The organism is Vibrio sp. 10N.286.48.B8 (assembly GCF_003050085.1).
GTDB classification, from domain to species: Bacteria; Pseudomonadota; Gammaproteobacteria; order Enterobacterales; family Vibrionaceae; genus Vibrio; species Vibrio crassostreae.
This window is the reverse complement of record NZ_PIGD01000001.1, coordinates 532324-556427: the sequence shown is the minus strand read 5'-3', so window position 1 is coordinate 556427 and position 24104 is coordinate 532324. Positions and strand designations below refer to the sequence as shown.

The window sequence follows — 24104 nt, the reverse complement described above, 5'->3', positions numbered from 1 at the left end:
ATAAAAATTACTTTAATTAAAATAGATAGAATCAATAAAGTAATTATATGAAATATAAAAATGAATGAATCATAAATAAAGTTCAAGAATGAACTCAATATTTCACTGAGAGGTGTCAAATGAACAGCACACTTTTTCTTACAGGCTTCGGCGTGTACGTATGTTTTTTAATTTGGTTAGGCTGGTTTGTCTCGCGTAATCAAAAATCTGGCGAAGATTTCTTATTAGGCGGCCGTGGCCTGCCACTGTTTTTAGTACTTGGTACAACTGTTGCGACTATGGTCGGCACGGGTTCAAGTATGGGCGCGGTTGGCTTCGGCTACGCAAATGGCTGGGCAGGTGCTCTGTACGGCATTGGTGGCGCTATAGGCATCCTATTGCTAGCCCTTTGGTTTGCTCCGGTTCGTAAACTGAACTTCATGACCATGAGTGAAGAGCTGGCTTACTACGTAGGCGCTAACCGAATCGTGAAAAACGTGGTTGGCCTACTTATCTTTATCGCGTCAATCGGTTGGTTAGGTGCGCACATTCTAGGTGGTGGCATGTACCTAGCGTGGATTGCAGACATCGACCTTAACCTTGCGAAAATCATTATTGCAGCGGCATTCACTATCTATGTTGTTATCGGTGGCTACACAGCGGTTGTATGGACCGATACGATTCAAGCAATCATCCTTTTTGCTGGCTTCATCCTAATGGCGGTAATGTCTGTTGATCACATTGGTGGCATGGACAACCTTTACGCTGCGATGGACCCTGCTGCTACAAGCTTTTTAGCAATCGATAAACTGGGCATTCTGCCTGCTGTTTCTCTGGCTGTGGTTATCGGTGTGGGTGTACTGGCAACGCCTTCATTCCGCCAACGCATCTATTCTGGTAAAGATGTTTCAACTATCCGTCGCTCATTCGTCGCTTCTGGTGTGTTGTACCTTTTCTTCTCAATTATTCCAGCAATCATTGGTATGGCTGCTCACGCAATCGACCCATCATTGGACAACCCGAACTACTCGTTTCCTTACGTAGCTGCAACGGTTCTTCCAGTTGGCGTAGGTATGATTGTTCTTATCGCTGGCCTATCTGCAACGATGTCGAGCGCAAGCTCAGATGCGATTGCCGGTGTATCTATCCTACTGCGTGACGTGTACGTGATGTTCACAGGCCGCGTACCAAACAAAGAATCAATGCTGAACTACTCTCGTCTAGCTTTAGTTGTGGTGATTGGCTTCGCACTACTGTTTGCACTGACCTCAAACGACATCATTGGCTACATCACTAAGATGATTTCAACGGTAATGTCGGGCATGTTTGTGTGCGGTATGTTGGGTAAATTCTGGAAACGCTACAACTGGCAAGGTGCGCTTGCAACGCTAGCGGGTGCTTCTGTCGCTTCATTCGTAGTAATGCTAAACGCTGACTACACAGCCTTCTGGGGCAACCCAGTGATTCCTTCATGTCTGTTTGCTCTAGCTGCAGGTGTGGCAGTGAGCCTATGTACTCCGGCTAACCAAGTAACACCTGAAATGGCAAAAGCGATTCTTGATGACGAGCGTGCTCTGATGGAGATGGAAATGTCTGAGTCTGGCGTACTTGAAGAAGAAGCGGCACCTCAACGTCCAGCAAATCAAACAAGCTAACTCAACGCTCCGCGGCGAGTCAGTACAGCAAAGTTAGTACGACAAACAGTGGAGTGATTTAGTTAGCTCAGGCTCTGCTTAGCGGCAGAGCCTTCTTCCCCATTTATCTCTATTTTAGGAGCGGCTATGCCTGCATCTTCTCATTTCAATATTGCTTTCTTTGGCGAATGTATGGTCGAAATCAGCGGCTCTCCATTAACCAAAAAGTTTGGCGGTGACACACTTAATACCGCACTTTACCTTTCTCGCTTAACTCAACATCAAAACATCTCTGTGCATTACGCGACAGGGCTTGGCAGTGATGAGCTGTCTCAAGATATGATTGATAGCTGGCAGTTAGAAGGTATTCAAACCAATTTCGTAGAACGCATTGTGAACAAGCTTCCTGGACTCTACATGGTCGAAACCGACGAGACAGGCGAGCGACACTTTCACTACTGGCGCAACGATGCGGCAGTAAAATCTTACTTCCATGCTAATGACTTGAATAAGCTTGAAATCGCTCTGACAGAGAAGCAAGTCGATGCGGTTTACATCAGCGGGATCAGTATCGCGGTTTTGGATGACGCCTCTCGTGAGCGCCTATTCAAAGCCATTAGCGTGTTCTCAAACCAAGGCGGAAAGGTGATTTTTGATAACAACTATCGCCCGCAACTTTGGAGCATCGAGCAAGCTCGACATTGGTATGCCAAGCTACTGCCGCTGGTGGACATCGCCTTGATTACCGAAGACGACGATCTACTTGTCTGGGGGAACTCAGAGAGCGTTCAACAACGCTGCCTCCGTTTGGGGTGCCAAGAGATCGTCATCAAGCGTGGCTGTGAGCCATGCAAGATTGTTCAAGTTGAACAAGGCGATGTTTTTGAGAGTTATGTATCCGCGACTCGTGTTTCTAACGTGGTCGACACCTGCGCAGCGGGTGACTCCTTCGCTGCGGGTTATCTGGCGGCGCGTCTTACAGGTGAGAGCACCAATGATGCAGCTGAACTGGGTCACCAATTGGCTTCTACCGTTATTCAATACTCAGGCGCGATCATCCCGGTAAGCGCTATGAATCACTTAATTAAAAAATAGAAAAACAAAGCGAATTTATTATGTCTCAAGAAATGATCAACACACTTAAGCAGTTCAAAGTTATCCCTGTTATCCAAATCAACAAGGTGGAACATGCGATTCCACTAGCAAAAGTGTTAGTAGAAAACGGCCTGCCAGTAGCAGAAGTGACGTTCCGTACCGAAGCAGCAGCGGATTCGATTCGTGCGATGCGTGATGCCTACCCAGAGATGTGTATCGGTGCTGGTACAGTATTAACGCCAGCGCAGATCGACCTTGCGAAAGAGGCGGGCAGCGAATTCATCGTAACACCGGGCTTGAATCCAAACACAGTAAAACGTTGCCAAGAGATCGGTATGCCAATCGTTCCTGGCGTAAACAACCCAAGCCAAGTAGAGCAAGCGTTGGAGCTAGGTCTTAACTTTTTGAAGTTCTTCCCAGCAGAAGCGTCTGGTGGGATCAATATGGTGAAATCTTTGCTCGCGCCTTACGTTGATGTGTCGCTAATGCCAACGGGCGGTATCGGCAAACACAACGTCAATGATTACCTAGCGATCGATCGCGTAGTCTGTTGCGGTGGCACTTGGATGGTTTCTCCAAATATGATCGAGAACGAACAGTGGGATGAGATCGCGGTGTTGGTTCGTGAAGCGGTTGAGTTGGTGAAATAGCTAAATTAAGCATTTATTAAAATAAATAATAGCTACTGAATATGAGCAGTAGCTATAAATAAACCTTGTACAATCTAAAAATTAATAAGAAATAAAACAGGTAGTCTCCGAATTTACATCTTTCTGCATATATCAATGTGCGGTGGTTTTTTATAATCATAATATCGGTGAACTATGAAAAAATTACTTCCTTTAACACTACTAGCATTATTACCAATGACCTCAACTGCCGGGGGTTATGTCGATTTAAGGGCAGAGTATCGAAGTACGACAGATCAGTATCGAAGTCGTTTTATTGTTGGTCACCATTTTGATAATGGGTATGGTTTAGAAACACTGACGAATGTTCGACATGCAGCGGGAGCGTATGACGAAACGAAGGTGATTAATACCGAGTTTACCCATTATTACACCTATGCCATCAATGACAATTTTATGCTGAACCCTGGCGTAGTGATGAATTTTCAAGGCTCAAATACCTTCTTGATGCCTTATCTAAAGCTCAACTACAACTTTGACAATGGGCTCTTTGTACATGGCCGTTATCGTTATGACTTTTCGACCGAAGCTTTAGTGAATGACTATGGCAATGAAGAGACAGCAAAGCGAAACCGTTATGATATTTGGACGGGATACAATACAGACAAATACATGATTTCGTATGCCTTTACGTATTTCGACCAGATTACGCATCATACGACAGAGCTTGCAACCGGCGATCTAAATGCCCGCGAGCATACCGTCAAAGCAGTTTACAAATGGAAACCAACAGTGAGGCCATACGCTGAAGTGGTTGATGCGGATACGGTGCAATCTGAAAATGATAAAACGGATTGGCGCTTCCGAGTTGGTGTTAATTTCTCATTCTAAAACAACATAGCCTAGTTATTTTTGTGAATAGGCTCTGATAAATAAAATACAATGAAAGTTATATAGGAAAATTAATAATGAAAAAAACTATATTGTCACTATTGATATCCGGTTCAGTAGTTTCTCCAATGGCTTTAGCAATGGCTCCAAATACAGACTTGAATTTAATGCCTTATCCACAAACTGTGGAATTAAAATCAGGCCAAGTAAAAGTAGATGGTAATTTTAAAGTTTATATCAAAGGCTTTAACTCTGATCGCGTTGAATACACTGCGAAACGCTTTATTGATCGCCTTGAGCGCCAGACGGGGATGCCGATTTTAAACTGGCAGGTTGATAGTGAAGACGAAGCAAACCTGATTATTGATATCGACGCGGCACCAAAGTCTGAAGTACAGAATATCGATTCTGTAGAGTCCTACAAGATTACTACTCAGGGTGAACAAATCACGCTGAGCGCACCAAGTCCTTATGGCGCTATTCACGGCATCGAAACCCTTTTACAGCTCGTTGATACGACGGCGACTGGCTACCACATTCCTGCTGTCACGATTGTTGATGAGCCCCGTTTCCGCTGGCGTGGTGTCTCTTACGATACTTCGCGTCACTTCATTGAATTTGATGTGTTGATTCGTCAGCTAGATGCGATGGCGTCGGCGAAGATGAACGTGTTCCATTGGCACTTCTGGGACGATCAAGGCATTCGCATTCAAACGGAATCTTGGCCGCGTCTGTGGTCTGAAACCGCCGATGGCAACTACTACACCAAAGACCAAGTTCGTTACCTAGTTGAGTATGCTCGTAACCTTGGTATTCGTGTGATTCCTGAAGTCTCCTTGCCGGGCCACTCTTCTTCTGTGGCGCACGCTTACCCACGCTTGATGTCAGGTGGTGAAGGTCAAAGCTACGAACAAGAACGTGGCTGGGGCGTATTTGAGCCATTGATGGATCCACTTAACCCAGAGCTCTATGAAATGCTGGGTGACGTGTTCGACGAAGTGACAGAACTATTCCCAGATGAGTACTTCCACATTGGTGGAGATGAGCCGAACTATGCGCAGTGGAAAAACAGCGAAAAGCACCAAGAGTTCATTGAAGAGAACAATATCGATGGTGAGCGCGGCTTACAGTCTTACCTCAACGTAAAAGTTGAAAAGATGCTGGAAGAGCGCGGCAAGAAGATGACGGGTTGGGATGAGATTTGGCATAAAGATCTGCCAACCTCTATCGTGATTCAAAGCTGGCAAGGGCACGACAGCATTGGTCGTGCGGCGAAAGAGGGTTACCCAGGTATCCTGTCTACCGGTTACTACCTAGACCAACCTCAGCCGACTAGCTACCACTATCGTAATGATCCAATGCCAAGCGGCATCACGGTTGACGATAAGCTGAACAGTGGCGAAAAATTCGTGACGTACCAATGGGAGAAGCCACGCTCAAAAGGCGGTCCGCGTAAGGGAACATTGACTATCATTGAAGCAAAAGACGGCACTTTCCGAGCGTTCAGTGATTACAACGGTAAGTCTCGTGAAGAGATCTACATTCTTGATTATGTGCCGGGCAAAACCTTTGTTGGCCACTTCGATAACTTCATGTCTTACACCGAGTTCAACCTTAACCTCAATCCAAATGGGTTTGCGGAAGGCAGCTATCAGTTAATTGGTAACGTGCGTTGGCCAACCACAGGTGAAGTGATTGCGAGCAGCGATGTAGAAGGCAGCGTGATCCCTGAGCCAAACGGTGGTTACCCTGCGGAGCTAACCGACAAGGAAAAAGAGCTGATTTTAGGTGGTGAGATCACCATGTGGCTAGAAAACAAAGATAGCCTCACGGTAGAAAACTATCTATGGCCACGCAGCTATGCAATTGCAGAGCGTTTCTGGTCGGATGCTGAACTGACAGATGAGCGCAGCATGTACAAGCGCATGAAAGCGATGGATACATGGTCGGAAGTGTCGGTTGGGTTACGTCACCACGCCGATGCTGATATGTTATTGAAGCGCATTGCGAAAGGCCAAGATATTCACGACCTGCGCGTGCTAGCAAAATACACCGAGCCAGCACAGTATTATGCTCGCAACTGGGAGAAGTGGAATTCCACCGAACCTAAGGGCACCTTGTACAGCCAATACGAGCGCCTAAACCGCTTCGTGGATGCGCTGCCAGTGGAAAGCTACGCAGTGTATGAGATGCAAGATTTGGTCAATGAAGTGGCGACGGGGAATCAACAAGCGCTTGAGCAACTTGCAGAGCATTATCAGCAAGCGAAAGCGTCTGCACTGGCTGCTAAAACTGTCTTAGCAGGTAATGTCTCTTCGGTAGAGACTGTGGTGGTGGCAGAGAAAACTGTCGAAGTTGCCGATCTGGCGCTCACCTTGATTGCTAAAGCGAAAGCGGGTGAGCAAGTTCGAGAAGCAGACGCTAACGCCTACCAAGCTATCCTATCTGATGCAGCGAAGATCTACGATGAATCGATCATTGCGATAGTTCGTCCAACGGAGTCACTGCTTAAGCACCTGAGCAAGTAAGCGAGATAGAATAAGTCACACGCTAATAAACTTCTTCAAACCGCCCTCTAGGGGCGGTTTTTTGTTCCAGAATTCCAATAGAGTATCAGGAACAAAACATCATGTAAGCGACGACTCACTGTCGGCACTCTTAAGCGTTAGCGTGAACGTCATTCCTTGTTCAGGGTTGTTCTTAGCAATTAGATAGCCTTGCATATCGCGCACATTGTTAGCGGTGATGGCGAGTCCGAGCCCGAGCCCTTCGCCCATTTTTTTGTTGGTGTGGAAGGGTTCGAAAATGGTTTCTAGTTGGTCTTCGGATACGCCACAGCCATTGTCTTGAACCTTGATGATAACTCGCTGCTGTTCGGTATGAGCGCTGATAACAATGGTTGCTGGTTTCTGATTTTTCGTGGCATCGACGGCATTTCTAAGTAGGTTGCCAAGCACTTGACGAAGCCGCGCCTCTTCTCCCATTACCATCGAAATATTGGAAGCTACACGCACGCGAATATCGACGTTTTCCAATTCGGCTTGATGAATACGTAGGATTTCTTGCAATGCGTCAGTCAGTGAAACTGGGTAGGGCTTTTCAAGTCTTTGAAAGGCGAACGACTTCAATTGGCTGGTCATGTTAGCCATTCTGTCGATTAGGCTCATGACCAAGTCCATGTTCGCTTTCAACATCTTAGTCTCGCCTCTTTCCATCAGTAACTGGTTACTCGAAAGCAGAGTTTTTAGACCGGTAAGCGGTTGATTAAGCTCATGAGTGATCGCACTCGACATACGCCCTAATGCGGCAAGTTTGCTTGATTCAACCAACTCTTGTTGTGCATCTTTGAGGTCTTGCGTTCGCTCTTCTACCCTCAATTGAAGTGTTTTATTGGCTTCCTGAACCGCGATCTCCGCTTTTTTACGTTTACTGATATCAATCACAGTACACAGGTAATAGGTTGTGGCATGCCAAGGAAAGGGGCTAATAGAGAACAACACCGGGAAGTAGCTGCCATCGCTGCGTCTTGCCATGGTTTCAACACTAGTGATCTCGGCCAGCTCCTGATGTTGCTCTAAGTTCTTCAACAACTGCAAAGTGGTTGAATTCGGGTTACTGGCCTCAAAAAGTTGCCATGCTTTGATGTTGTTGATCATCGAATCAGATAGGCAGAAGTAGTTTTTGGCCATCAGATTAATGTCGTGGATGTGGCCGTGTTTATCGATCAGCACAAGTCCAACGTGTGTCTTGTTGATCATTCCAGACAATCGTTTTTCAGATTCTTCAATCAGCTTTTGGATTCGTAGGTTGCTGAGTTTTTTCTGGCGTCTTTGGTAGAGAATGACCAGCAATAGCATGATGAAAAGACAGCCCACCGCCACGCTCCAACTTATCCAGTTAGTGGTTTGATTGAGGCTAGTTAATGGGGTGAGATAGGTTAAACGCCAATTGAGGTCATCTAATTTGATGGACTGAATTAGGTAATCCTTACCTTGCAGTCGCCAAACGCGAATGTGGGTTTGGTCGTACAACTCGCGTTTGGTGGCAGTAGGCTGAGAATTGAAGGTGTCGTTAAACCAGTCAGCACTCAATCGGTTATCACTTGAGAGAAAGAACTGATCGCGAGGGTTCTGGAACAGGACTGCTTCGCCATCAGCAAACCATTGATCAGTCAGCAGCGATAAGTCAATTTGCACCGCAACAATGCCTACCACATCAGCGGCTCGATACACCGGAGCAGCAATAAAGTAATCTGGGGTTACGCCTTTGTTTTTGGTTACTACTGAAATCGCCCCACCTTGCTGGTGGATTTTCGACACAATCGTGCTGGCGTTCTTTTTGCTCAGCTTGCTTCTTTCTACACTCGATACCAACAAATCACCTTCGCCAGAAAGCAGATACCAGCCCTTGGTGTTGGCCGCTTTATCCAGTTGAATCAGCTGTTTCTTAATGCGTTTTTCAAGGCGGGCTTCACCATCAATGAAACGTACACTGGTTTCATCGTTCGTCACTAGGTAGGGCAGATAATAGAAGCGTTTCAGGGTACGTCTGGCTTCGGCAATGTATCCGAGGAAGCGCTGTTCTGCATAGCGTTGGGCTTGTTCGAGCTTCCATTGGCTTATACCACTTTTGGTGGTTACCTGAACCAAACCAATTAATAAACAGGCACATAGGAATAACCAATATCGATTGTTATTCATCATTGCTGATCAAATCCTTTTAAAACTAGTGACTTGAGAAGGTTTTCTGTTTGCTTTTTAAGCGAATGGAGAGTGAGACAAGTTGAAGCTAGCAAACATTATAAAACTGTTAAAGGAGTGTTATTCAAAGTGGGAGCTAGCTCCTTTTCGTCTGCGGATTTTTTACATACCGTAGGCGACATTATTCAGAGGTAAGTGGCGGAACCAAACCATGCAGCGTATAGCTTTGATTGAAGATGATGCAATTGTGCGTCAAGCAACCAGCCAATGGTTACAATTAGCGGGCTTCGATGTCACCGCATTTGAGGTTGGGCAAGATGCGTTAAACGCGGTAGAGCAGGGTGATTTCCAAACCATCATCACCGACGTTCGTTTACCTGATATAGACGGCGTTGAGTTGCTTGCGCGATTTAAGCAGTTAGTACCTGAGGTACCTGTCATCTTGATCACTGGTCACGGTGATGTCGATATGGCCGTGAAAGCGTTACAACAAGGGGCGTATGATTTCATTGAAAAGCCATTCGACCCAGAGCGCCTCTCTCAAACGGTATCTGAAGCGGTCGACAAACATCAAAGTGGCCAAGACAGAAACAGTCGTCAGAACTATCTGGATAACCTGAAGGGTATTGAACAGGTTCTGATTGGCCGCAGTAAAGTGATGTGTGAATTACGAGAGCAAATACAAAAAGTCGCCTCGATTGATACCAATGTGATCATTTATGGTGAAACCGGCTGCGGTAAAGAGCTGGTCGCCTCTTGTCTGCATGAGTTTAGCCAGCGAAAACCTCATCCGTTTGTGCCGCTAAACTGTGGCGCGATTCCAGAAAACCTCTTTGAAAGCGAGCTGTTTGGACACGAAGCCGGAGCATTTACTGGTGCGGCCAAGCGACGTATTGGCAAGCTTGAATTTGCCGACAAAGGCACGGTGTTCCTTGATGAAATAGAGAGCATGCCATTGTCGATGCAGGTTAAGGTTCTACGAACTCTACAAGACAATGTTGTTGAACGTGTCGGTGGTAATCAGCAACAAAACGTTGACCTGCGAGTGGTGTCTGCTTCGAAAAGCGATCTACTCAATCACCCTGATTTTCGCCAAGATCTTTTCTATCGTTTGAACGTCGCACAGCTGCACTTACCTCCACTCAGTGATCGCGAAGAAGATGCCTTACTTTTGTTTGAACACTTCACCCAAGAAGCAAATCCCGAAACACGAATAGCCAGTGAGGCTGATCGTTACGCTTTATTGTCTTATGCGTGGCCGGGTAATGTGCGTGAGCTGCGCAATGTCGCGATTCGTTTTGCGTTAGATGAGAGCCTAACAGTTGGGGATATCTTGGCGTGTCGTCCCAACTCGGTAACGGAGTCTGCCACAGCGGGAATTCCGTTGGCGGTGCAGGTGCAGAGCTTTGAACGCAAGGTGATTCACGATGCGTTAGTGCGTTATCAAGGGCGTATTAATGATGTGATGCAAGATTTGGATCTACCTCGCCGAACACTGAACCAAAAAATGGTGCGCTATGCGCTGAATCGAAGCGACTATGTCGAATCTTAGTGAGCAACAAGACTGTAGTGTTTATTGAAAATTAATGAGCAATAAATGGCTCACACTGTATTTGTGATTTTATAACTGTTGGTCACATTTCTCACGTAAAGTGTGATGTGGCTAACTTTATATAGATGTTACTACCTGTTTTTAATGAGCAAAAAATGGCTCATGCTATCTGCACTGAATAAGCAATAATCCGCCTATTGTTATTGAGCTTTTTATTTAAACTTAATTAAATCAATAGCTTAAATTTTGGCATTGTGCTTGCTATCTAGCAATCGTTGTTAACAAAAATATAACGTGAATAACTCTACATGGAGAGTAATAATGAAATACAACAAGCTAGTTAAAACTTTAGCAATCGCAATGGCCTCTATCGGCCTTATCAGCAATGTCTCAGCTCAAGAGGATCGCAGCTACATTTTAGCGACGGCCTCAACGGGGGGGACTTACTATCCAGTGGGCGTCGCTTTGGCAACATTGAGTAAAGTTAAGCTTGCACCCAAGCAGCACTTCTCTTTGGCCGCGATCAGCTCTGCGGGATCGGGTGAAAACGTAAAACTGCTGAATGAGAACGAAGCACAGTTTGCCATTTTACAAGGTTTGTATGGCGCGTGGGCGTGGCAAGGGCTAGGTCCATATGAGAAATCAGGTCAACAAACACAGCTTCGTTCGGTGTCCATGTTATGGCAAAACGTAGAACACTTCATTGTGCGCTCTGACTTAGCCAAAACAGGCACTGTGAGCGACTTAGAGAACCTGAACGGTAAGAAATTCTCTATTGGTAAGAAAAACTCAGGTACCGAGAACTCGGGACGTCAGATCATGCAAGGCCTGTCCGTAGACCCAGAACAATTTAAACTTGCCTTTATGGGGTACGGCGGTAGTGCGAGCGCACTACAGAATGGCACGATTGATGGCATGAACACGCCTGCAGGCGTACCTGTTGGCGCGGTGACCCAAGCGTTTGCAGCCTTGGGTGAAGACATTCAAATCCTGTCGTTTACCGATACTCAAATTAAACAAGCGAACGGTGATTACAATATTTGGACAAAATATGAAATCCCTGCAAATACTTACCCGGGTGTAGATAAGCCAATCACCACCATCGCTCAACCTAACTTCCTAGCGGTTCGTGAAGACATCTCTGAAGAAGACGTGTACCAGCTAACCAAGGCTATCTATGAAAACCTACCTTTCCTACAAGGTATCCACAAAGCAACCAAAGCAATGGCACTCGATAAAGGGATTGCAGGCCTTCCTGTTCCGCTTCACCCGGGCGCGGCTCGTTACTATAAAGAAATGGGTATCGATATCCCTTCTGAGTTGATCGTCAACTAGCTAGTTCCCGACAAGTTATTGGTTGTCCACTGACCCTTCGTGACTTAATTGCTTGGTGCTCGTTCGCTAGAGAACGCGTTCGTGCACCACCTCACTTTATGGATTTTCTCTGCGCGTTTGGCTGTGGAGAGCAGGAGTTTTCTATGAGCGATTCGCTGCAGCAGGAACTGAAAAAATTTGAACTGCCGACCCGAACGGATTTTCCGTGGGTGGGCAAAGCGATAACGACAATGGGAGTAATCCTCTCCCTATTACACATTTGGTTTAACACCTTATCTACTTTACCAGAGCTTTGGATCTCGGCGACCCACTTTGCTGGCTTTGCGATCATTTGTGCACTTTGGTATCCCGCCCATATCTCGCTGAAAAAGAGCAAGATCGCTCTGGCGGTCGATATCGGAATCGCTTTGGCAGCTCTGGCTTGTCTTATCTACATCCCCTTTGCAGAAGATGCTTTGTATGAGCGAGGCGTGAAGTTTATCGCCAGTGATTGGTTCTTTTCTATCTTGGCTATTACCATCGTTATTGAGCTGATTCGACGCACCATGGGCTGGTTTATTCCGGTGCTTATCTTAGTGTGTTTGAGCTACGTAGTACTGTGGGGACAATGGACCAGCGGCATCTTCCATTTTCCGGGCTTGAGCCTTGAAACACTGCTTTACCGAAGCTTTTACTCATCAGAAGGGATGTTCGGTTCTATCTCACGAATCAGCTGGACCTTCGTGTTCATGTTTATCCTATTTGGCGCATTCTTAGTGCGATCGGGCGTTGGTGATTACATTATTGATGTGTCTCGCGCCGCCGCGGGCAAAGTGATTGGTGGCCCTGGCTTTATTGCGGTGATTGGTTCTGGCTTGATGGGCTCAGTGTCCGGTTCGAGTGTGGCAAATACGGTTTCTACTGGCGTAATCAGTATTCCCTTGATGCAAAAAGCGGGTTTCCCTTCGCGCTTTGCCGCGGGTGTGGAAGCAGCTGCATCGACGGGCGGGCAGTTGATGCCACCTGTGATGGGCGCAGGTGCGTTTATCATGGCGTCTTACACGCAGATCCCTTATGTCGATATCATTGCGGTTTCCTTCGTTCCTGCGCTTATCTACTTTTTGTCGGTGGCCTTTTTCGTGCGTATTGAAGCAAAGCGTAGTGGTGTCCAAAAGGTCACTTCTGGCTGTGAACCGCTGTTGAAGGTATTACTGTCAGGTTGGCACAACCTGATCCCGTTAGCAGTGTTAGTGACTCTGTTAGTGAAGGGCTTTACGCCGACGTACGCTGCGGGTATCTCAATCATCTCGGTAGTTGTTGCTTCGTGGTTCTCCAAAAATCATAAAATGGGACCAAAGGCGATCATCGAAGCGCTTTCTCAAGGCGCGAAAAACATGGCGACTACGGCGGTGTTGTTGGTAGGTATTGGCCTCGTTATCAACGTGATCAGCACGACTGGTATTGGTAACACCTTCTCGTTGATGATCAATAGTTGGGCTAATGGTGACTTGTTGGTGATGATTGCCTTGATCGCGCTGGCATCTTTGATTCTCGGTATGGGCCTGCCCGTAACTGCGGCTTATATCGTGTTGGGTACTCTATCTGCTCCCGCTTTGTACAAGTTGATTGCTGAAAGCCAATTACTTGACCTGTTGGTTTCGGGTCAGTTACCTGAACAGGCGAAAGCGATCTTCATGTTGGCAGCGCCAGAAAAGCTGGAACTGCTTAATGCACCTATGGCTTTGGAAACCGCAAAAGAACTGATTGCGTTAGTGCCCGCTGATTTTGTGGAAACGCTGCTTGAACAAAGCTTAGGCTTGGAAGCGATCAGCCTTGCTCTGCTCTCTGCACACCTGATTATATTCTGGTTATCGCAAGATAGTAACGTGACGCCACCGGTTTGTTTAACCGCCTTTGCGGCAGCGACGATTGCTAAAACGCCGCCAATGAGAACGGGCTTAATGGCATGGAAGATCGCCAAAGGTTTGTATTTGGTGCCACTGCTTATCGCTTACACCAACTTGGTAAGTTGGGATGTGACCTCGGTTTTGGTTACCGGTGGCTTTGCTATTATCGGTACGTACGCGTTTATCGCAGCGATTGAGGGTTACCTAGAAAGTGAAATCAATCTCGTTCTTCGTGTTGTATTGATTGCATTGGGGGTCGCTTTGGTTTGGCCTGATGTGTCGATCGTGATCCGCTTGGTATGTGTGGCGCTGTTTGTTGGCATTTTTGTCTACAGCGGCCGCAAATACGATTCTAATCAAGTGAAAAAGGAACAAGAGCGTGAGGAGTCAAAATTGCCTCAAACCGGGTCTAACGCTGTCGCGGCTTCCCTATAACTAAAAGGACTGAGTGTAGGAATATTATGAACTCAATATACGACTATATTATCGTTGGTGGTGGCATTGTTGGCGTATCGACCGCATGGCAATTGCAACAAGCTCACCCTGATAAAAGTATCCTTTTAGTCGAGAAGGAGCGTGGCTTTGCGCAGCACCAAACTGGCCACAACAGTGGTGTGATTCACGCAGGCGTTTACTACGCTCCAGGCAGTTTAAAGGCGGATTTCTGTAAGCGTGGCGTCGAGCGCACCATCGCCTTTTGTAGCCAACACGATATTCCCGTTGAAAACTGCGGTAAGTTGTTGGTCGCGACTAATGAGCAGGAAGTGAAGCGCATGAACGCGCTCTATCAGCGTTGCCACGATAACGACATTGATGTCGACCTCTTGGATCAAGCGCAGTTGAAACTTGCAGAGCCGAACATCACGGGCTTGGGCGCGATTTATGTCAAAACCACCAGTATCGTCGACTACAAAAAAGTCACCGAAGTGATGGCTCAAAAGTTTGTTGAAGCGGGTGGTAAGCTCAGCCTCGGCACGGAAGTGATTATGGCGGATGAGCAAGAAGATGAGGTGCAGTTAACGTGCAAAGTGGATGGGCAGACTCTACAGCTCAACAGTCGATTTTTGATCACTTGTTCTGGTTTGATGGCGGATAGAATGACCAGCATGCTTGGCATTGAAACCGACTTCCAAATCGTGCCTTATCGCGGTGAATACTATCAGCTTGATGCCAAACACAACCAAGTGGTGAATCACCTTATCTATCCAATCCCAGACCCAGAGTTGCCTTTCTTGGGCGTGCATTTAACACGCATGATTGATGGCTCGGTAACGGTAGGGCCAAACGCGGTTCAAGGTTGGAAGCGAGAAGGTTATGGCAAGCTTAACTTTAGTTTCAAGGACACTTGGCAAATGCTGAGCTTTGCGGGTTTTTGGAAGGTGACTGCGAATCACCTGAAAACTGGTTTGGTTGAGTTTAAGAACTCGTGGTGGAAACCGGGTTATCTAAAGTTGGTTAATAAGTACTGCCCAAGTATTACGGTGTCAGATTTCAAACCATACCCAGCAGGCATTCGTGCTCAAGCGGTACTGAAGGATGGCACCTTGGTTCATGATTTTCTGTTTGCTGAAAGCCCAAGAAGCTTGCATGTGTGTAATGCACCATCGCCTGCAGCGACTTCGGCAATGCCGATTGGTGAGTATATTTGTACTAAGGTGATGCGTAAAACCGCCAGTTAATAGCGCTAGATTAGCGAATATCAGTAATAAAAAAGACCATCATTTCGATGGTCTTTTTGTGTTTAATCGTTCGTTAAGAACATAACCTGAGAAGACGGTGCATTACGCTACAGGCAGTAGAGGGAACTGCGATTTCGAAGGGAGACTTCTTCACCATTAAAGCTGTCGTATATATGGATATCGGGTTCAGCCTTAAGATAACGACTAGGGTTCTTTACCTCTCTCATCTTGATGTAGTTTCTGTTTGGCGATATTTTTTCAATCGCTTCTACTCGAAAATAAGTGTTTGGCTTCGCGAGTATTTCTGCTTCATCTGGTTTGAACGTATACGCGTTAATGGCGCGACCTGCCGACTTGAGTTCAATTTTGAATTGAGCAGCAGAAGCACCTTCATAAACACCGGCTGAAGAAAAGTTCTTGGCGACACTTGGTAGAGTCGATGTCGACAAAAATGCTTTCTCATGCAGAATATCACCCACGTTGAGTTTATCGAGTAGTGAGTTCTTGATGGATGAGCCACGGTAAACCGTACCTTTGTAGTTAGGAAGTTTATTCATGACATTTCGCATGTGGAATACGCGTGATTTCAATGTACGACCAAACATTTCGGATAAGTAGCCTTCAGGCTCTCCCGCTCTCATGTATTCATTCACCACATCATGGTCAACTCGGCCGTAATTCTTGATGGCAGAGTACTCTTCACTGATCATCTTTTTTTCAGCTTTTACATGGTGTGTCGTTGCCCAATCCATCAAGTCATCCGCAATTTGTTGTTGCGCCTGATAGGAGAGTGAACGCCCTTTAAACTCAGGAAACTCCTCACTTTGTGCCGAAAAACTTGTCATTAAAGAGAGACAAAGCACCCAAATAAATCTTTTCATTGCTTGATCCTTAGCTTATGTACAAACGAGAGAGTGCCAAAATGACGCTTCTACTTCTTCGCCTGAGTAGAGGTTATATTTCTGAGTATTTTTGACGGCAGATGCCTTCACCGTTTCCACGCCGATGTAGGTATGGGTAGAGGTTCGCTCTATCTGGTTGATTCGAAAGTGTGCATTTGGCGCAAACAGAACCTCTGCTTCTTTGCTGTATTCCGAAAGCCCTGCAATGGTGTGACCCCCTTGATTGATCTTTACTTCAAACAGCACTCGCTTGAGCCTTTGTGGGGAGTTGGGATGCACTACCGAAAAGCGCTTAGCAACTTCTGGGAGAGTAGAGGTTGAAGTAAATGCTGGCTCGACCAACACGTCCCCCTCTTCGAGCTTGTTAAGCAGAGATAGTTTTACCCAAGTCCCTCGATAGGCGGTCCCTTTGTATTTTGGCAGCTTGTTGATAGCCGATTTAACCGTGCGAATGTACTGCCTCGCATCCGCCCCCGCGACACCCCATGTTGAGGTGTCAGTTGCTCTTAGGTAGTCATTAGTGGTCTGATAGCCGGAAATTGAAAAGTCTTCCACAGCTTCCTTTTCATTGGCAGTTATGAAGGAGTAGCGCCAACCATTGGAAGCCTTTGACCAGTCTTTGAAGTCTTCTGCCAGCTGGGTGACCTCTTCCTCTGAACGGTTTGGCTGTTTGATCGCATCAAACGGTTGAGAGAAGGCAGTAAAGCTCAGACAACAGAGCAGTAATAAAAGTCGAGTATTCATAGTGTCCGCCCTTTATTGGTATTGGTAGCTGTTAGGGCTTAAATCACATGGAATGCCGAAAGTGTTCTGATTGATGACGGCATACTTCAGAGCACCAAACATATTGAGTTGTTGTCGAGTGACTGCGTCGTACCATTCTGAGATAGGCGAAATCCAATACAGGTCATCATCAGCCGCAACATCAAGCAGTGCGCTCTTAAGGTATGGGTAGTAAATCATGCAGCTACGGCCCGGTTTATAGGTAAAGTTTTCGTTTGTATTGCTTAACTTATCGAGCTTTTGATTGAGTTCAGACGTTGGGTTAAAGATGGCATCGATAGAGCGCTCAATGCGCGCATCGTAGCTATCAGGGATGATGTCTGAAATCAGGTAGCGCATAAGGTGAGCAGGCAGCATCTCTGAAAACAGAGCGGTGACTTCACCTTCCCCAGAGGCATAGTGCCCAGTAGAGATATGCTGAGAATGGATGATCGATGTATAGCGCTGGAATTGGCCCACTTGTGAATGTAGCCACTCAACACCGTTGCTGTCGGAGACACTGATCGCTTCAGCAAGACGAGTTTTTACGATCCCTTTCGCGAGTTGCAGCGTGTTGCCTTCCAGATGAGCAAGATCCAGTGAGGATGATTTCAGTGCGGAATAAATTAGTGGTGCATTTTTTTGAAGATCAATGCTACCTGGGTAAGTGAAGCTATAAAATTCGACAGCTCTCTTAGCTTGCCACTCGCTCTCTAGCGCAGCGGTAATCAAGCCACCAAGCTTTTGATAGCGCTTCGAGTGCACATAGGCGCCTTTGCCTGAGTAGTTTGCGTGCCAATTGTTGATGTAATGCAGCGACGCTTGTCGTGAAAGGTTCTCTCTTTGAAGGTAAGACAAGCTCCACCCAGCACATGCGCTACCGCCACCACATTCACCTTCAAGCATGGCACTGGAGTCCAGTAACCAGTGATAAACCTGTTGTTTGTCGAATTCGGCTTGCTGTTTTAGACGTTGCTGCGCAGAAAAGTCCAACAGCTGTTGCTCCAACCAACGCTCCTCAGCTTCGGCATTCCAGCCATGATCAATTAGGTTACTAAGTGAATCGAAAAGCACGCGTTTTACTGCTTCTTTGCTTGGCACGGAGATCTGAGCAATCACGCTATCTTCAGATGGAATAAATGGGCGAGTTTCTGCCGGCACCCAAGCGTACTCAACACAACCTCTAAAGTTTGGATCGCCTCCTAGAATGCCAATACGAACGCATTTTTCGTAACCACTTTGAAGGACGATCTCTTTGTTGCGTATTTCTTGTGTTGTTGCTGGGCGTCCTAAAATGCTGCGTGTCATCTCGTCAATGGCGCTGCGCTCTGCTTGTCCTTTGAAGAAATTATGCATGGTGTCGACCGAGCCTGAACGGAATAGTCGCTCTATGGCGATATCACCTTGTGTGAACATATCTCTTTGCAGCTTACTCATCAGCAGATTGATATGGTTATCTGCCGTTTCAATGATCTGGGTTTTGGCTGCAAGTGTGCGAGCATATAGCTGTTGAACTGCAGCTTGATCAAGCCCTTCAATTTGACCTGTTCGTAACTCATTCAGTTTGGCAATTGCTTGATCTAGCAGGTTCTGCTGACAGTGCTGAAGTTTGGCCAATGCGCGGTTCGCTTGGCGTTTTGAAGGTAGTGCTGGTGGCAGGGAATTACTCTCTTCAATATCATGATCAGGATAAAGGTCTGCCAGTACTCGAGTTTCCTCGTTACAGCTAGCGGCAATGTCTGATGCAAACAGACGAGAGTCTTTATGGTCGAGAGCCAGTTGGCTAAAGATGGCCTTGCGGAGCTCGTGGTCGACCGCGGTGATCAGCTCTTCCGCCATAATGGTCTGAGCCTTTACCACTTCTTGATAATGTTGTTGGTATTTGAGGGCAAGATCGGTGGCAAAGCCTCGTGCAACGGCGTTCAACATCGCTTGCTGATCTGAGGCGAGTTCTGCCCAATAAATTTTGTCTCTTAAATCTTGCTGGGTGACGAGATCCTCATGAACGTGATAACTGTAATGGTTACCTGCTGCAATTCTATCCCAGCGACTACTCAAAATTTGGCGGTCGATCTCTCTCGCGGGCAGCTTTAAAACGCCAAACCAATCGACGAGTCCCATTACAGTGGCAAATCGATCGTAAGAGGTACGTGATTCATCTTGGAAGCTAGTTGCGACCTCATTTGCCCAAAGTCCAACGGCAACCGCGTCGCCAATCGGTCCCAGAGCTTCTAATGCGCCTTGCGCTAGCCCCGTCGTTGAGCGGCCTAATGTGTCCATCAGTCTTGCCGCTTCTTCAGGTGCTAGCGTAACAGCTGAGGCGGGTCCTGTTTCTAGCAAGGTAGCAGTTTCAGGGAAAACATCACTGGCTTCAGAGAGAGAGGGTTTTAAGTCGACAATGTGCTCTGGTGCCGATGGAAAAAGGTTTTCAGGCGTAATACCTTCACCGAAGGCATCATAGTTTTTCTGTCGGATCTGATGAAAGCTTTCGCTGTCCAAGACGTTATATTCGTCGCCGATGTTACAGACCTGAAAGGCATTAACGTTGGATGAAATCATAGCAGTAATAAGTGCTATTTTTTTTAACTTCATAGGTTTATCCTTATTGTTAGTGAAGTTATATGCTTAATTTAGAAAGCAAAAAGCCTCTCCTTGCCGAGATGGAAAAGAGACAGCTAGAGGTTGTGTGTAGGGGTACTTCGAGAAATCGTTTACTCAAATCACCCGGGCAGTGAGATGAGGTTTTCGCCTTGGCGTTGTGATTAGGGGAATTGCCTCCCCCTAATCAGTTTCTATTAAATGCTGTTGAGGTTAACGGTTTAGCTTAAAGGTACTGACTGCTTGCGTGAGCTTTTCAGACAGTGCAATAAGTTCCGAAGCTTTCTCTTGGTTTGATGCCGACAAGTTGTGTGTCTCGCGGGCTTTGTCATTGACGTCAACGATACTCTGATTGATTTCGCCTGCGACAAGGGTTTGCTCTTCAGTCGCTGTGGCTATCTGTGTATTCATGTCTTCAATGACGGTGATAGAGCTCGAGATTTCATTGAGTGAAGCCTGTGCTCGTTTCGCATTCTCCATGGTGACATTTGATGCTTCTCGGTTCATCTGCATCATATCCATAGAGCTATTGGCTTCATGCTGCAATGAAGTAATCACCTCTTGAATCTCATTGGTGCTCTGTTGAGTGCGGTTGGCTAGGTTACGAACCTCGTCAGCAACAACCGCGAAACCACGGCCTTGCTCACCAGCTCGTGCAGCTTCAATGGCAGCGTTAAGGGCAAGCAGGTTGGTTTGGTCTGCAATGTCTTTGATCACGTCCAATACGGTGCCAATACTTGAGGTTTTCTCACCTACGGTGTTGATGACGTCGGAAACTTCTTGAATCCCTTGAGAGAGGCTCACAATACTGTGATTTACAGTATCAAACGTTTGATTGCCGGACTGTGCTTCTTGCGCTGCTTGCATCGCCGCTTCTGAAGCTCGATGAGCGTTTTGTGCGACTTCATCTACAGCGACCGACATTTCGTTCATTGCCGTCGAAGTTTGCTCTAGCTGTTCCATTTGCGAGGCAGAACTGGCATTCACGCTGTCGGCTGCGTTGGTTATGCCTTCTGCAAAGGTAAACAGGTCGTTCGATGAGTTACGGATGATCTCAATTGTGGTGCTCAGCTCATTGACCATATCGTTAACTGCAGCATTGATACCAATCGCTTTGCCCTGTTGTTGTTTGATTGCGGTAAAGTCACCAGAGGCCACTTTAGCTACGGTCGCTTCTATTTCACTTGGCTCTCCACCGAGTGGGCGGTAAACCAAAACTTCAACAACGTAGTACACGCAACCCGCGCAAATAAGCAGTAGCGTCAAAGAGGTGATCAGAGTTTCAGTTAGGTTATCTTTTGAGTCCTGATTAACATTGGTCTCTTTATCCCACGCCCATACACTCCAACCAAGATCGTTGATTTTAGCGCCTGCTGCCAAGAACTCCGTATTCTGATAAACGTACTCGAAGCTCTCTTCTCGCGTGGTGTCTCTGTTCGCAAAAGCTGGGATCTCGTTGAAGATACTTTTCCCTATTAAAAACGGGTTTTGTGCGGCTAAGATAAAGCCATCTTCACGAGTGACGAAGATTTTATTATTTGTGGTGAGTTGCTCGGTGAATCTGGTCAGGTCTTCAACCAGGATGTTTAGAGCAGCAACGCCGACAATCTTGCCTTGTTTGTAGATAGGCGTTGCTAGAGACATTACTTGGTCACCGGTTGACGCCAAGTAAGGACGAGTAATGATTTTGTCCTCGCCACTCATTGCTTTCAAAAACCATTCGCGTTGTTTGGTTTTGGCATTAAAGTTTTCAATGATGCCATTGGTTTTTGACGAGTAGGAAGTGCCATCCGCTAGAGAAAAGTAGATGTTAGTAACTTTGGTTGAGCTCATGGCACTATGGAGCGTTGTGATTGCTCGTGATGTGTCGACTTGACCACGCTCATCGAAAGACAGCTCATTGCTCACTACTTTCAAAATATCAAAGTAGCGATTAATTTTCTGTCCGATAGTATCTGCGATAAGTTGAGATTTATATCCCAACTGTTTTTTATAACTTACGGTCGACGAAGTCTCGAAATTCTTCCAGCTTAAAAAGCTTGTCGTCATGATTAACATGACTGTTAGCCCCATAATAGAAAGCAATATTTTTAGTTTAGCACTCATAACTTTTTCCAATATAAGCAGTGTTGATTATTTTTAAGATTTCTTATAATTCAGGCGAATGTCCGAACTTTAAATAATATAACACTTATAAAATTCACGTATAAGCTTGGTTTATTTGTGAATAATATACATCTAATTAATATATGCAATATTTATTAAATGCATTGATTACTTATTTATTTGGTGTATCGAGTGCTTGTTTTTATTGAACCTATATCCCAGAATTAAACTGGTCTTACTTGCTGATTTTATTGCTTATGCCTTGGTGTGTATGGGGTTGCTTGTTGATTGTTGCCCTTAATTAAAATAAGGTTATGGCATTTGTTTACTTTAAATAAATCATAAAATGAAAGTTTGTTTAATTTTATTTAAATTTTCTTACTGGTCTGAGTTGTTGATTCCCATAATAGAGAGGAGAGAATAGAGTTAATAAAGAAGTATCTAATTAAGGTTTTTCTATTTTAGCTTTTATTTAAGTTAATATGTGGGAGTGGTTTTCACTGATTGAAATAGGCGTAATATATTTGTGGTCATTATTAGGTGAAAAGAATCTCTCTATTTACACTTAAATTAACTCATTTTCGTAAAATAGTATTGGCTCTCAAGTTCCTCAGTCTCCCTAACAAAAAACGCAGCCAGTTCAGCTGCGTTTTTTTTGTTATTTTGGCAGTGAGCCATGTCATTCTTGAGTTTAGCTAGTCAGCCCTAGAGAAGATCAGGGATAAAGTTAGCGACGATAGATACATCGCTGAAGTTGCGATAGCCGCGCACCATGATGCTGAATTCACCCGCAGGTTTGTTCAATACACATTGTTCATTGCTGCTGTTCTGATATGGACGGCAGTCAAAGTTTGCTTTTGATACCACACCGTTATATTTGACGTATAAGTCGGCATCGCCACTGCGAGGGCCTGTCATGGTTACGGTTAATTGCCCTGCGTTTTCCGTTGTTAGGGTAAAAAATTGCTCTTCACCGTAACCTGCGGATAGTCCTTCAACAGGGACGTCATATTGAAGTTCTGTTGGACCTGCAACAGGTGAATCCAGACTAGTTTCAACGAGATAAGCAATCGCCAATTTAGCGAACTTCGAGGCATGGGTTGCAGTTGGATCTGAGTTCTCAATCGTATCATGCTGCGTGTGGATGCTAGGGTTGTAATCGTTGAACATGCTCTCGAACGGCATAGCTGCTGGGTAGCCAACGTTGTGCCATGATGCGTGATCGGAACAGGCATAGCCACAACGGTCGAAACTGTAACTGATGTCGCTCGTGTAGGTATCAATCAACTCGCTCAGGTAAGCCGTTAGGTTGCTGTCGGTGTAGTCGGTGATGAAGGTGATATCGTGCGCTGAACCGTTGTAGTTGGTCATGTCTAATTGCAATACGGACACAACGTTGGCTTGCTCATCTCTTAAAGCGTTGGCGACATCTTGTGAGCCGCGCAGCCCTACTTCTTCTGCCGCATAACCATAGAACTTAATGGTTTTGTCTGGCTGAATACCGCTCGCTATCATCAGGCGAAGCGACTCTGTTACTGTCGCAATGCCCGAAGCATCATCATCGGCCCCCGGTGAGATGGTGCCTTCGCTTGTCCAAGAACCTACCGTTGAATCAAGATGGCCGCCAACCACGACGATCTCTTCAGGATATTTAGCGCCAAGCAGTGTCACTTCAACAGATTTTTGCGGATATTCAGCATGTGTGATTTGGCGTGCAGACGCATACGGCACATCTTTAATTTCTGTTTCCCAACGTTCTAAAAGCCAATCTGAAGCCGCGACACCAGTAGAAGTCGTATAAAAACGGTTGGTGAAGTTGGTTAGATTTTCGATGGTCGTGACCATGTTGTTCGGCTCGACCTGAGCGAGTAGATCGTTCACTGTGTCTTGATGGCTGATCACTGGCTTTTCGAAGCTGCTCATGGTCAGTGGCATAGCTGCCGCTTTGAGTGCACTTGCTTTGTCTTCGTGCACCATGTAGCCACCACAACGGTGGGTTTCTTCGTGCATGTGGCTGGATAGTTTCGCGAGCTCTTTCTGGTTGATTTTCGCGACGATGGAATGCTTGTTTCCAGTCACGCTTGGATAAACCGTTGCGCCATGTTGAGTCATTATATGCTGTGCGTCAGCATCGGTGGTAATCCAGACTTCCTCGTTCGCTGGTGGTGTGATGCCTAGGGATGCGTAAGCCGAAGTACTGTTGATTAAGGCTAAAGAGCCTCCGAGTACAGCCAAAGCTAGCATGCTTTTTTGAATAGCCATTTGTCGTCCTTTTTATGGTGAGTATTGTTATGTTGATGGAGGTGATTTTTGTGTAATACGTGGATGTTTTTGTGTAGATGTTTCATTTTCTGAA

Annotated in this window: 15 protein-coding genes; 9 read left to right on the top strand and 6 right to left on the bottom strand. The window is 46.0% G+C overall.

Going from position 1 to position 24104, the window contains the following annotated elements:
* The first annotated feature begins 119 nt into the window (after positions 1-119).
* The 5 genes from CWO08_RS02280 to CWO08_RS02260 all read left to right on the top strand — a co-directional run bounded on the left by CWO08_RS02280 (position 120) and on the right by CWO08_RS02260 (position 6756).
* Entirely contained in the window at positions 120-1634 is a 1515-nt protein-coding gene (locus CWO08_RS02280; protein ID WP_102479719.1) for a sodium:solute symporter family protein, read from the top strand.
* Positions 1635-1760: 126 nt separating this feature from the next.
* The gene (locus CWO08_RS02275; RefSeq protein ID WP_102479718.1) at positions 1761-2708 is read left to right on the top strand and encodes a sugar kinase; all 948 of its coding nucleotides are present in this window, start codon (positions 1761-1763) and stop codon (positions 2706-2708) included.
* A 20-nt stretch (positions 2709-2728) separates the two neighbouring features.
* On the top strand, positions 2729-3358 hold the full coding sequence (locus CWO08_RS02270; RefSeq protein ID WP_108019739.1) for a bifunctional 4-hydroxy-2-oxoglutarate aldolase/2-dehydro-3-deoxy-phosphogluconate aldolase: 630 nt from the start codon (positions 2729-2731) through the stop codon (positions 3356-3358).
* Between the two features lie 216 nt (positions 3359-3574).
* Positions 3575-4228 carry an oligogalacturonate-specific porin KdgM family protein gene (locus tag CWO08_RS02265; protein WP_240699163.1) on the top strand — a complete coding sequence of 218 codons (654 nt, stop codon included), beginning with the start codon at positions 3575-3577 and terminating at the stop codon, positions 4226-4228.
* A gap of 77 nt (positions 4229-4305) precedes the next feature.
* Entirely contained in the window at positions 4306-6756 is a 2451-nt protein-coding gene (locus tag CWO08_RS02260; RefSeq protein WP_108019737.1) for a family 20 glycosylhydrolase, read from the top strand.
* Between the two features lie 99 nt (positions 6757-6855).
* Here CWO08_RS02260 and CWO08_RS02255 read toward each other — a convergent pair whose 3' ends face one another.
* Positions 6856-8931 carry an ATP-binding protein gene (locus CWO08_RS02255; RefSeq protein ID WP_048660489.1) on the bottom strand — a complete coding sequence of 692 codons (2076 nt, stop codon included), beginning with the start codon at positions 8929-8931 and terminating at the stop codon, positions 6856-6858.
* Between the two features lie 208 nt (positions 8932-9139).
* Between CWO08_RS02255 and CWO08_RS02250 the strand changes: the two genes are divergently transcribed.
* From CWO08_RS02250 to lhgO, 4 genes are all read left to right on the top strand, one after another.
* Positions 9140-10480: a sigma-54 dependent transcriptional regulator gene (locus CWO08_RS02250; RefSeq protein ID WP_048660488.1), complete on the top strand. Its 1341-nt coding sequence runs from the start codon at positions 9140-9142 to the stop codon at positions 10478-10480.
* A 321-nt stretch (positions 10481-10801) separates the two neighbouring features.
* Positions 10802-11815 (top strand): TAXI family TRAP transporter solute-binding subunit, encoded by a 1014-nt coding sequence (locus CWO08_RS02245; RefSeq protein WP_108019735.1) that lies wholly within the window; start codon positions 10802-10804, stop codon positions 11813-11815.
* Positions 11816-11958: 143 nt separating this feature from the next.
* Positions 11959-14136, top strand: a complete 2178-nt coding sequence (locus CWO08_RS02240) for a TRAP transporter permease (protein ID WP_057622652.1) — start codon at positions 11959-11961, stop codon at positions 14134-14136.
* Between the two features lie 26 nt (positions 14137-14162).
* The gene (gene lhgO / locus CWO08_RS02235; protein WP_108019733.1) at positions 14163-15380 is read left to right on the top strand and encodes an L-2-hydroxyglutarate oxidase; all 1218 of its coding nucleotides are present in this window, start codon (positions 14163-14165) and stop codon (positions 15378-15380) included.
* Positions 15381-15487: 107 nt separating this feature from the next.
* On the opposite strand, the gene CWO08_RS02230 is transcribed toward lhgO, so the two are convergent.
* From CWO08_RS02230 to CWO08_RS02210, 5 genes are all read right to left on the bottom strand, one after another.
* A complete protein-coding gene (locus CWO08_RS02230) occupies positions 15488-16261 on the bottom strand; it encodes an ADP-ribosyltransferase (RefSeq protein WP_108019731.1) in 774 nt (257 codons plus the stop codon).
* Positions 16262-16276: 15 nt separating this feature from the next.
* Complete coding sequence (locus tag CWO08_RS02225) at positions 16277-17026, bottom strand: ADP-ribosyltransferase (RefSeq protein WP_108019729.1); 750 nt, start codon at positions 17024-17026, stop codon at positions 16277-16279.
* Between the two features lie 12 nt (positions 17027-17038).
* Positions 17039-19636: a hypothetical protein gene (locus CWO08_RS02220; RefSeq protein WP_108019727.1), complete on the bottom strand. Its 2598-nt coding sequence runs from the start codon at positions 19634-19636 to the stop codon at positions 17039-17041.
* A 219-nt stretch (positions 19637-19855) separates the two neighbouring features.
* Positions 19856-21748 (bottom strand): methyl-accepting chemotaxis protein, encoded by a 1893-nt coding sequence (locus tag CWO08_RS02215; RefSeq protein WP_108019725.1) that lies wholly within the window; start codon positions 21746-21748, stop codon positions 19856-19858.
* Between the two features lie 705 nt (positions 21749-22453).
* Positions 22454-24010 (bottom strand): M28 family metallopeptidase, encoded by a 1557-nt coding sequence (locus CWO08_RS02210; RefSeq protein ID WP_108019723.1) that lies wholly within the window; start codon positions 24008-24010, stop codon positions 22454-22456.
* Between the last annotated feature and the right edge of the window lie 94 nt (positions 24011-24104).

Bases quoted from the DNA above. Each gene is read 5' to 3' on its own strand.
- lhgO (WP_108019733.1), top strand. From the start codon at position 14,163: ATGAACTCAATATACGACTATATTATCGTTGGTGGTGGCATTGTTGGC.
- CWO08_RS02265 (WP_240699163.1), top strand. From the start codon at position 3,575: ATGACCTCAACTGCCGGGGGTTATGTCGATTTAAGGGCAGAGTATCGA.
- CWO08_RS02260 (WP_108019737.1), top strand. From the start codon at position 4,306: ATGAAAAAAACTATATTGTCACTATTGATATCCGGTTCAGTAGTTTCT.
- CWO08_RS02210 (WP_108019723.1), bottom strand. From the start codon at position 24,010: ATGGCTATTCAAAAAAGCATGCTAGCTTTGGCTGTACTCGGAGGCTCT.
- CWO08_RS02220 (WP_108019727.1), bottom strand. From the start codon at position 19,636: ATGAAGTTAAAAAAAATAGCACTTATTACTGCTATGATTTCATCCAAC.
- CWO08_RS02250 (WP_048660488.1), top strand. From the start codon at position 9,140: ATGCAGCGTATAGCTTTGATTGAAGATGATGCAATTGTGCGTCAAGCA.
- CWO08_RS02270 (WP_108019739.1), top strand. From the start codon at position 2,729: ATGTCTCAAGAAATGATCAACACACTTAAGCAGTTCAAAGTTATCCCT.
- CWO08_RS02215 (WP_108019725.1), bottom strand. From the start codon at position 21,748: ATGAGTGCTAAACTAAAAATATTGCTTTCTATTATGGGGCTAACAGTC.
- CWO08_RS02240 (WP_057622652.1), top strand. From the start codon at position 11,959: ATGAGCGATTCGCTGCAGCAGGAACTGAAAAAATTTGAACTGCCGACC.
- CWO08_RS02230 (WP_108019731.1), bottom strand. From the start codon at position 16,261: ATGAAAAGATTTATTTGGGTGCTTTGTCTCTCTTTAATGACAAGTTTT.
- CWO08_RS02225 (WP_108019729.1), bottom strand. From the start codon at position 17,026: ATGAATACTCGACTTTTATTACTGCTCTGTTGTCTGAGCTTTACTGCC.
- CWO08_RS02280 (WP_102479719.1), top strand. From the start codon at position 120: ATGAACAGCACACTTTTTCTTACAGGCTTCGGCGTGTACGTATGTTTT.
- CWO08_RS02275 (WP_102479718.1), top strand. From the start codon at position 1,761: ATGCCTGCATCTTCTCATTTCAATATTGCTTTCTTTGGCGAATGTATG.
- CWO08_RS02255 (WP_048660489.1), bottom strand. From the start codon at position 8,931: ATGATGAATAACAATCGATATTGGTTATTCCTATGTGCCTGTTTATTA.
- CWO08_RS02245 (WP_108019735.1), top strand. From the start codon at position 10,802: ATGAAATACAACAAGCTAGTTAAAACTTTAGCAATCGCAATGGCCTCT.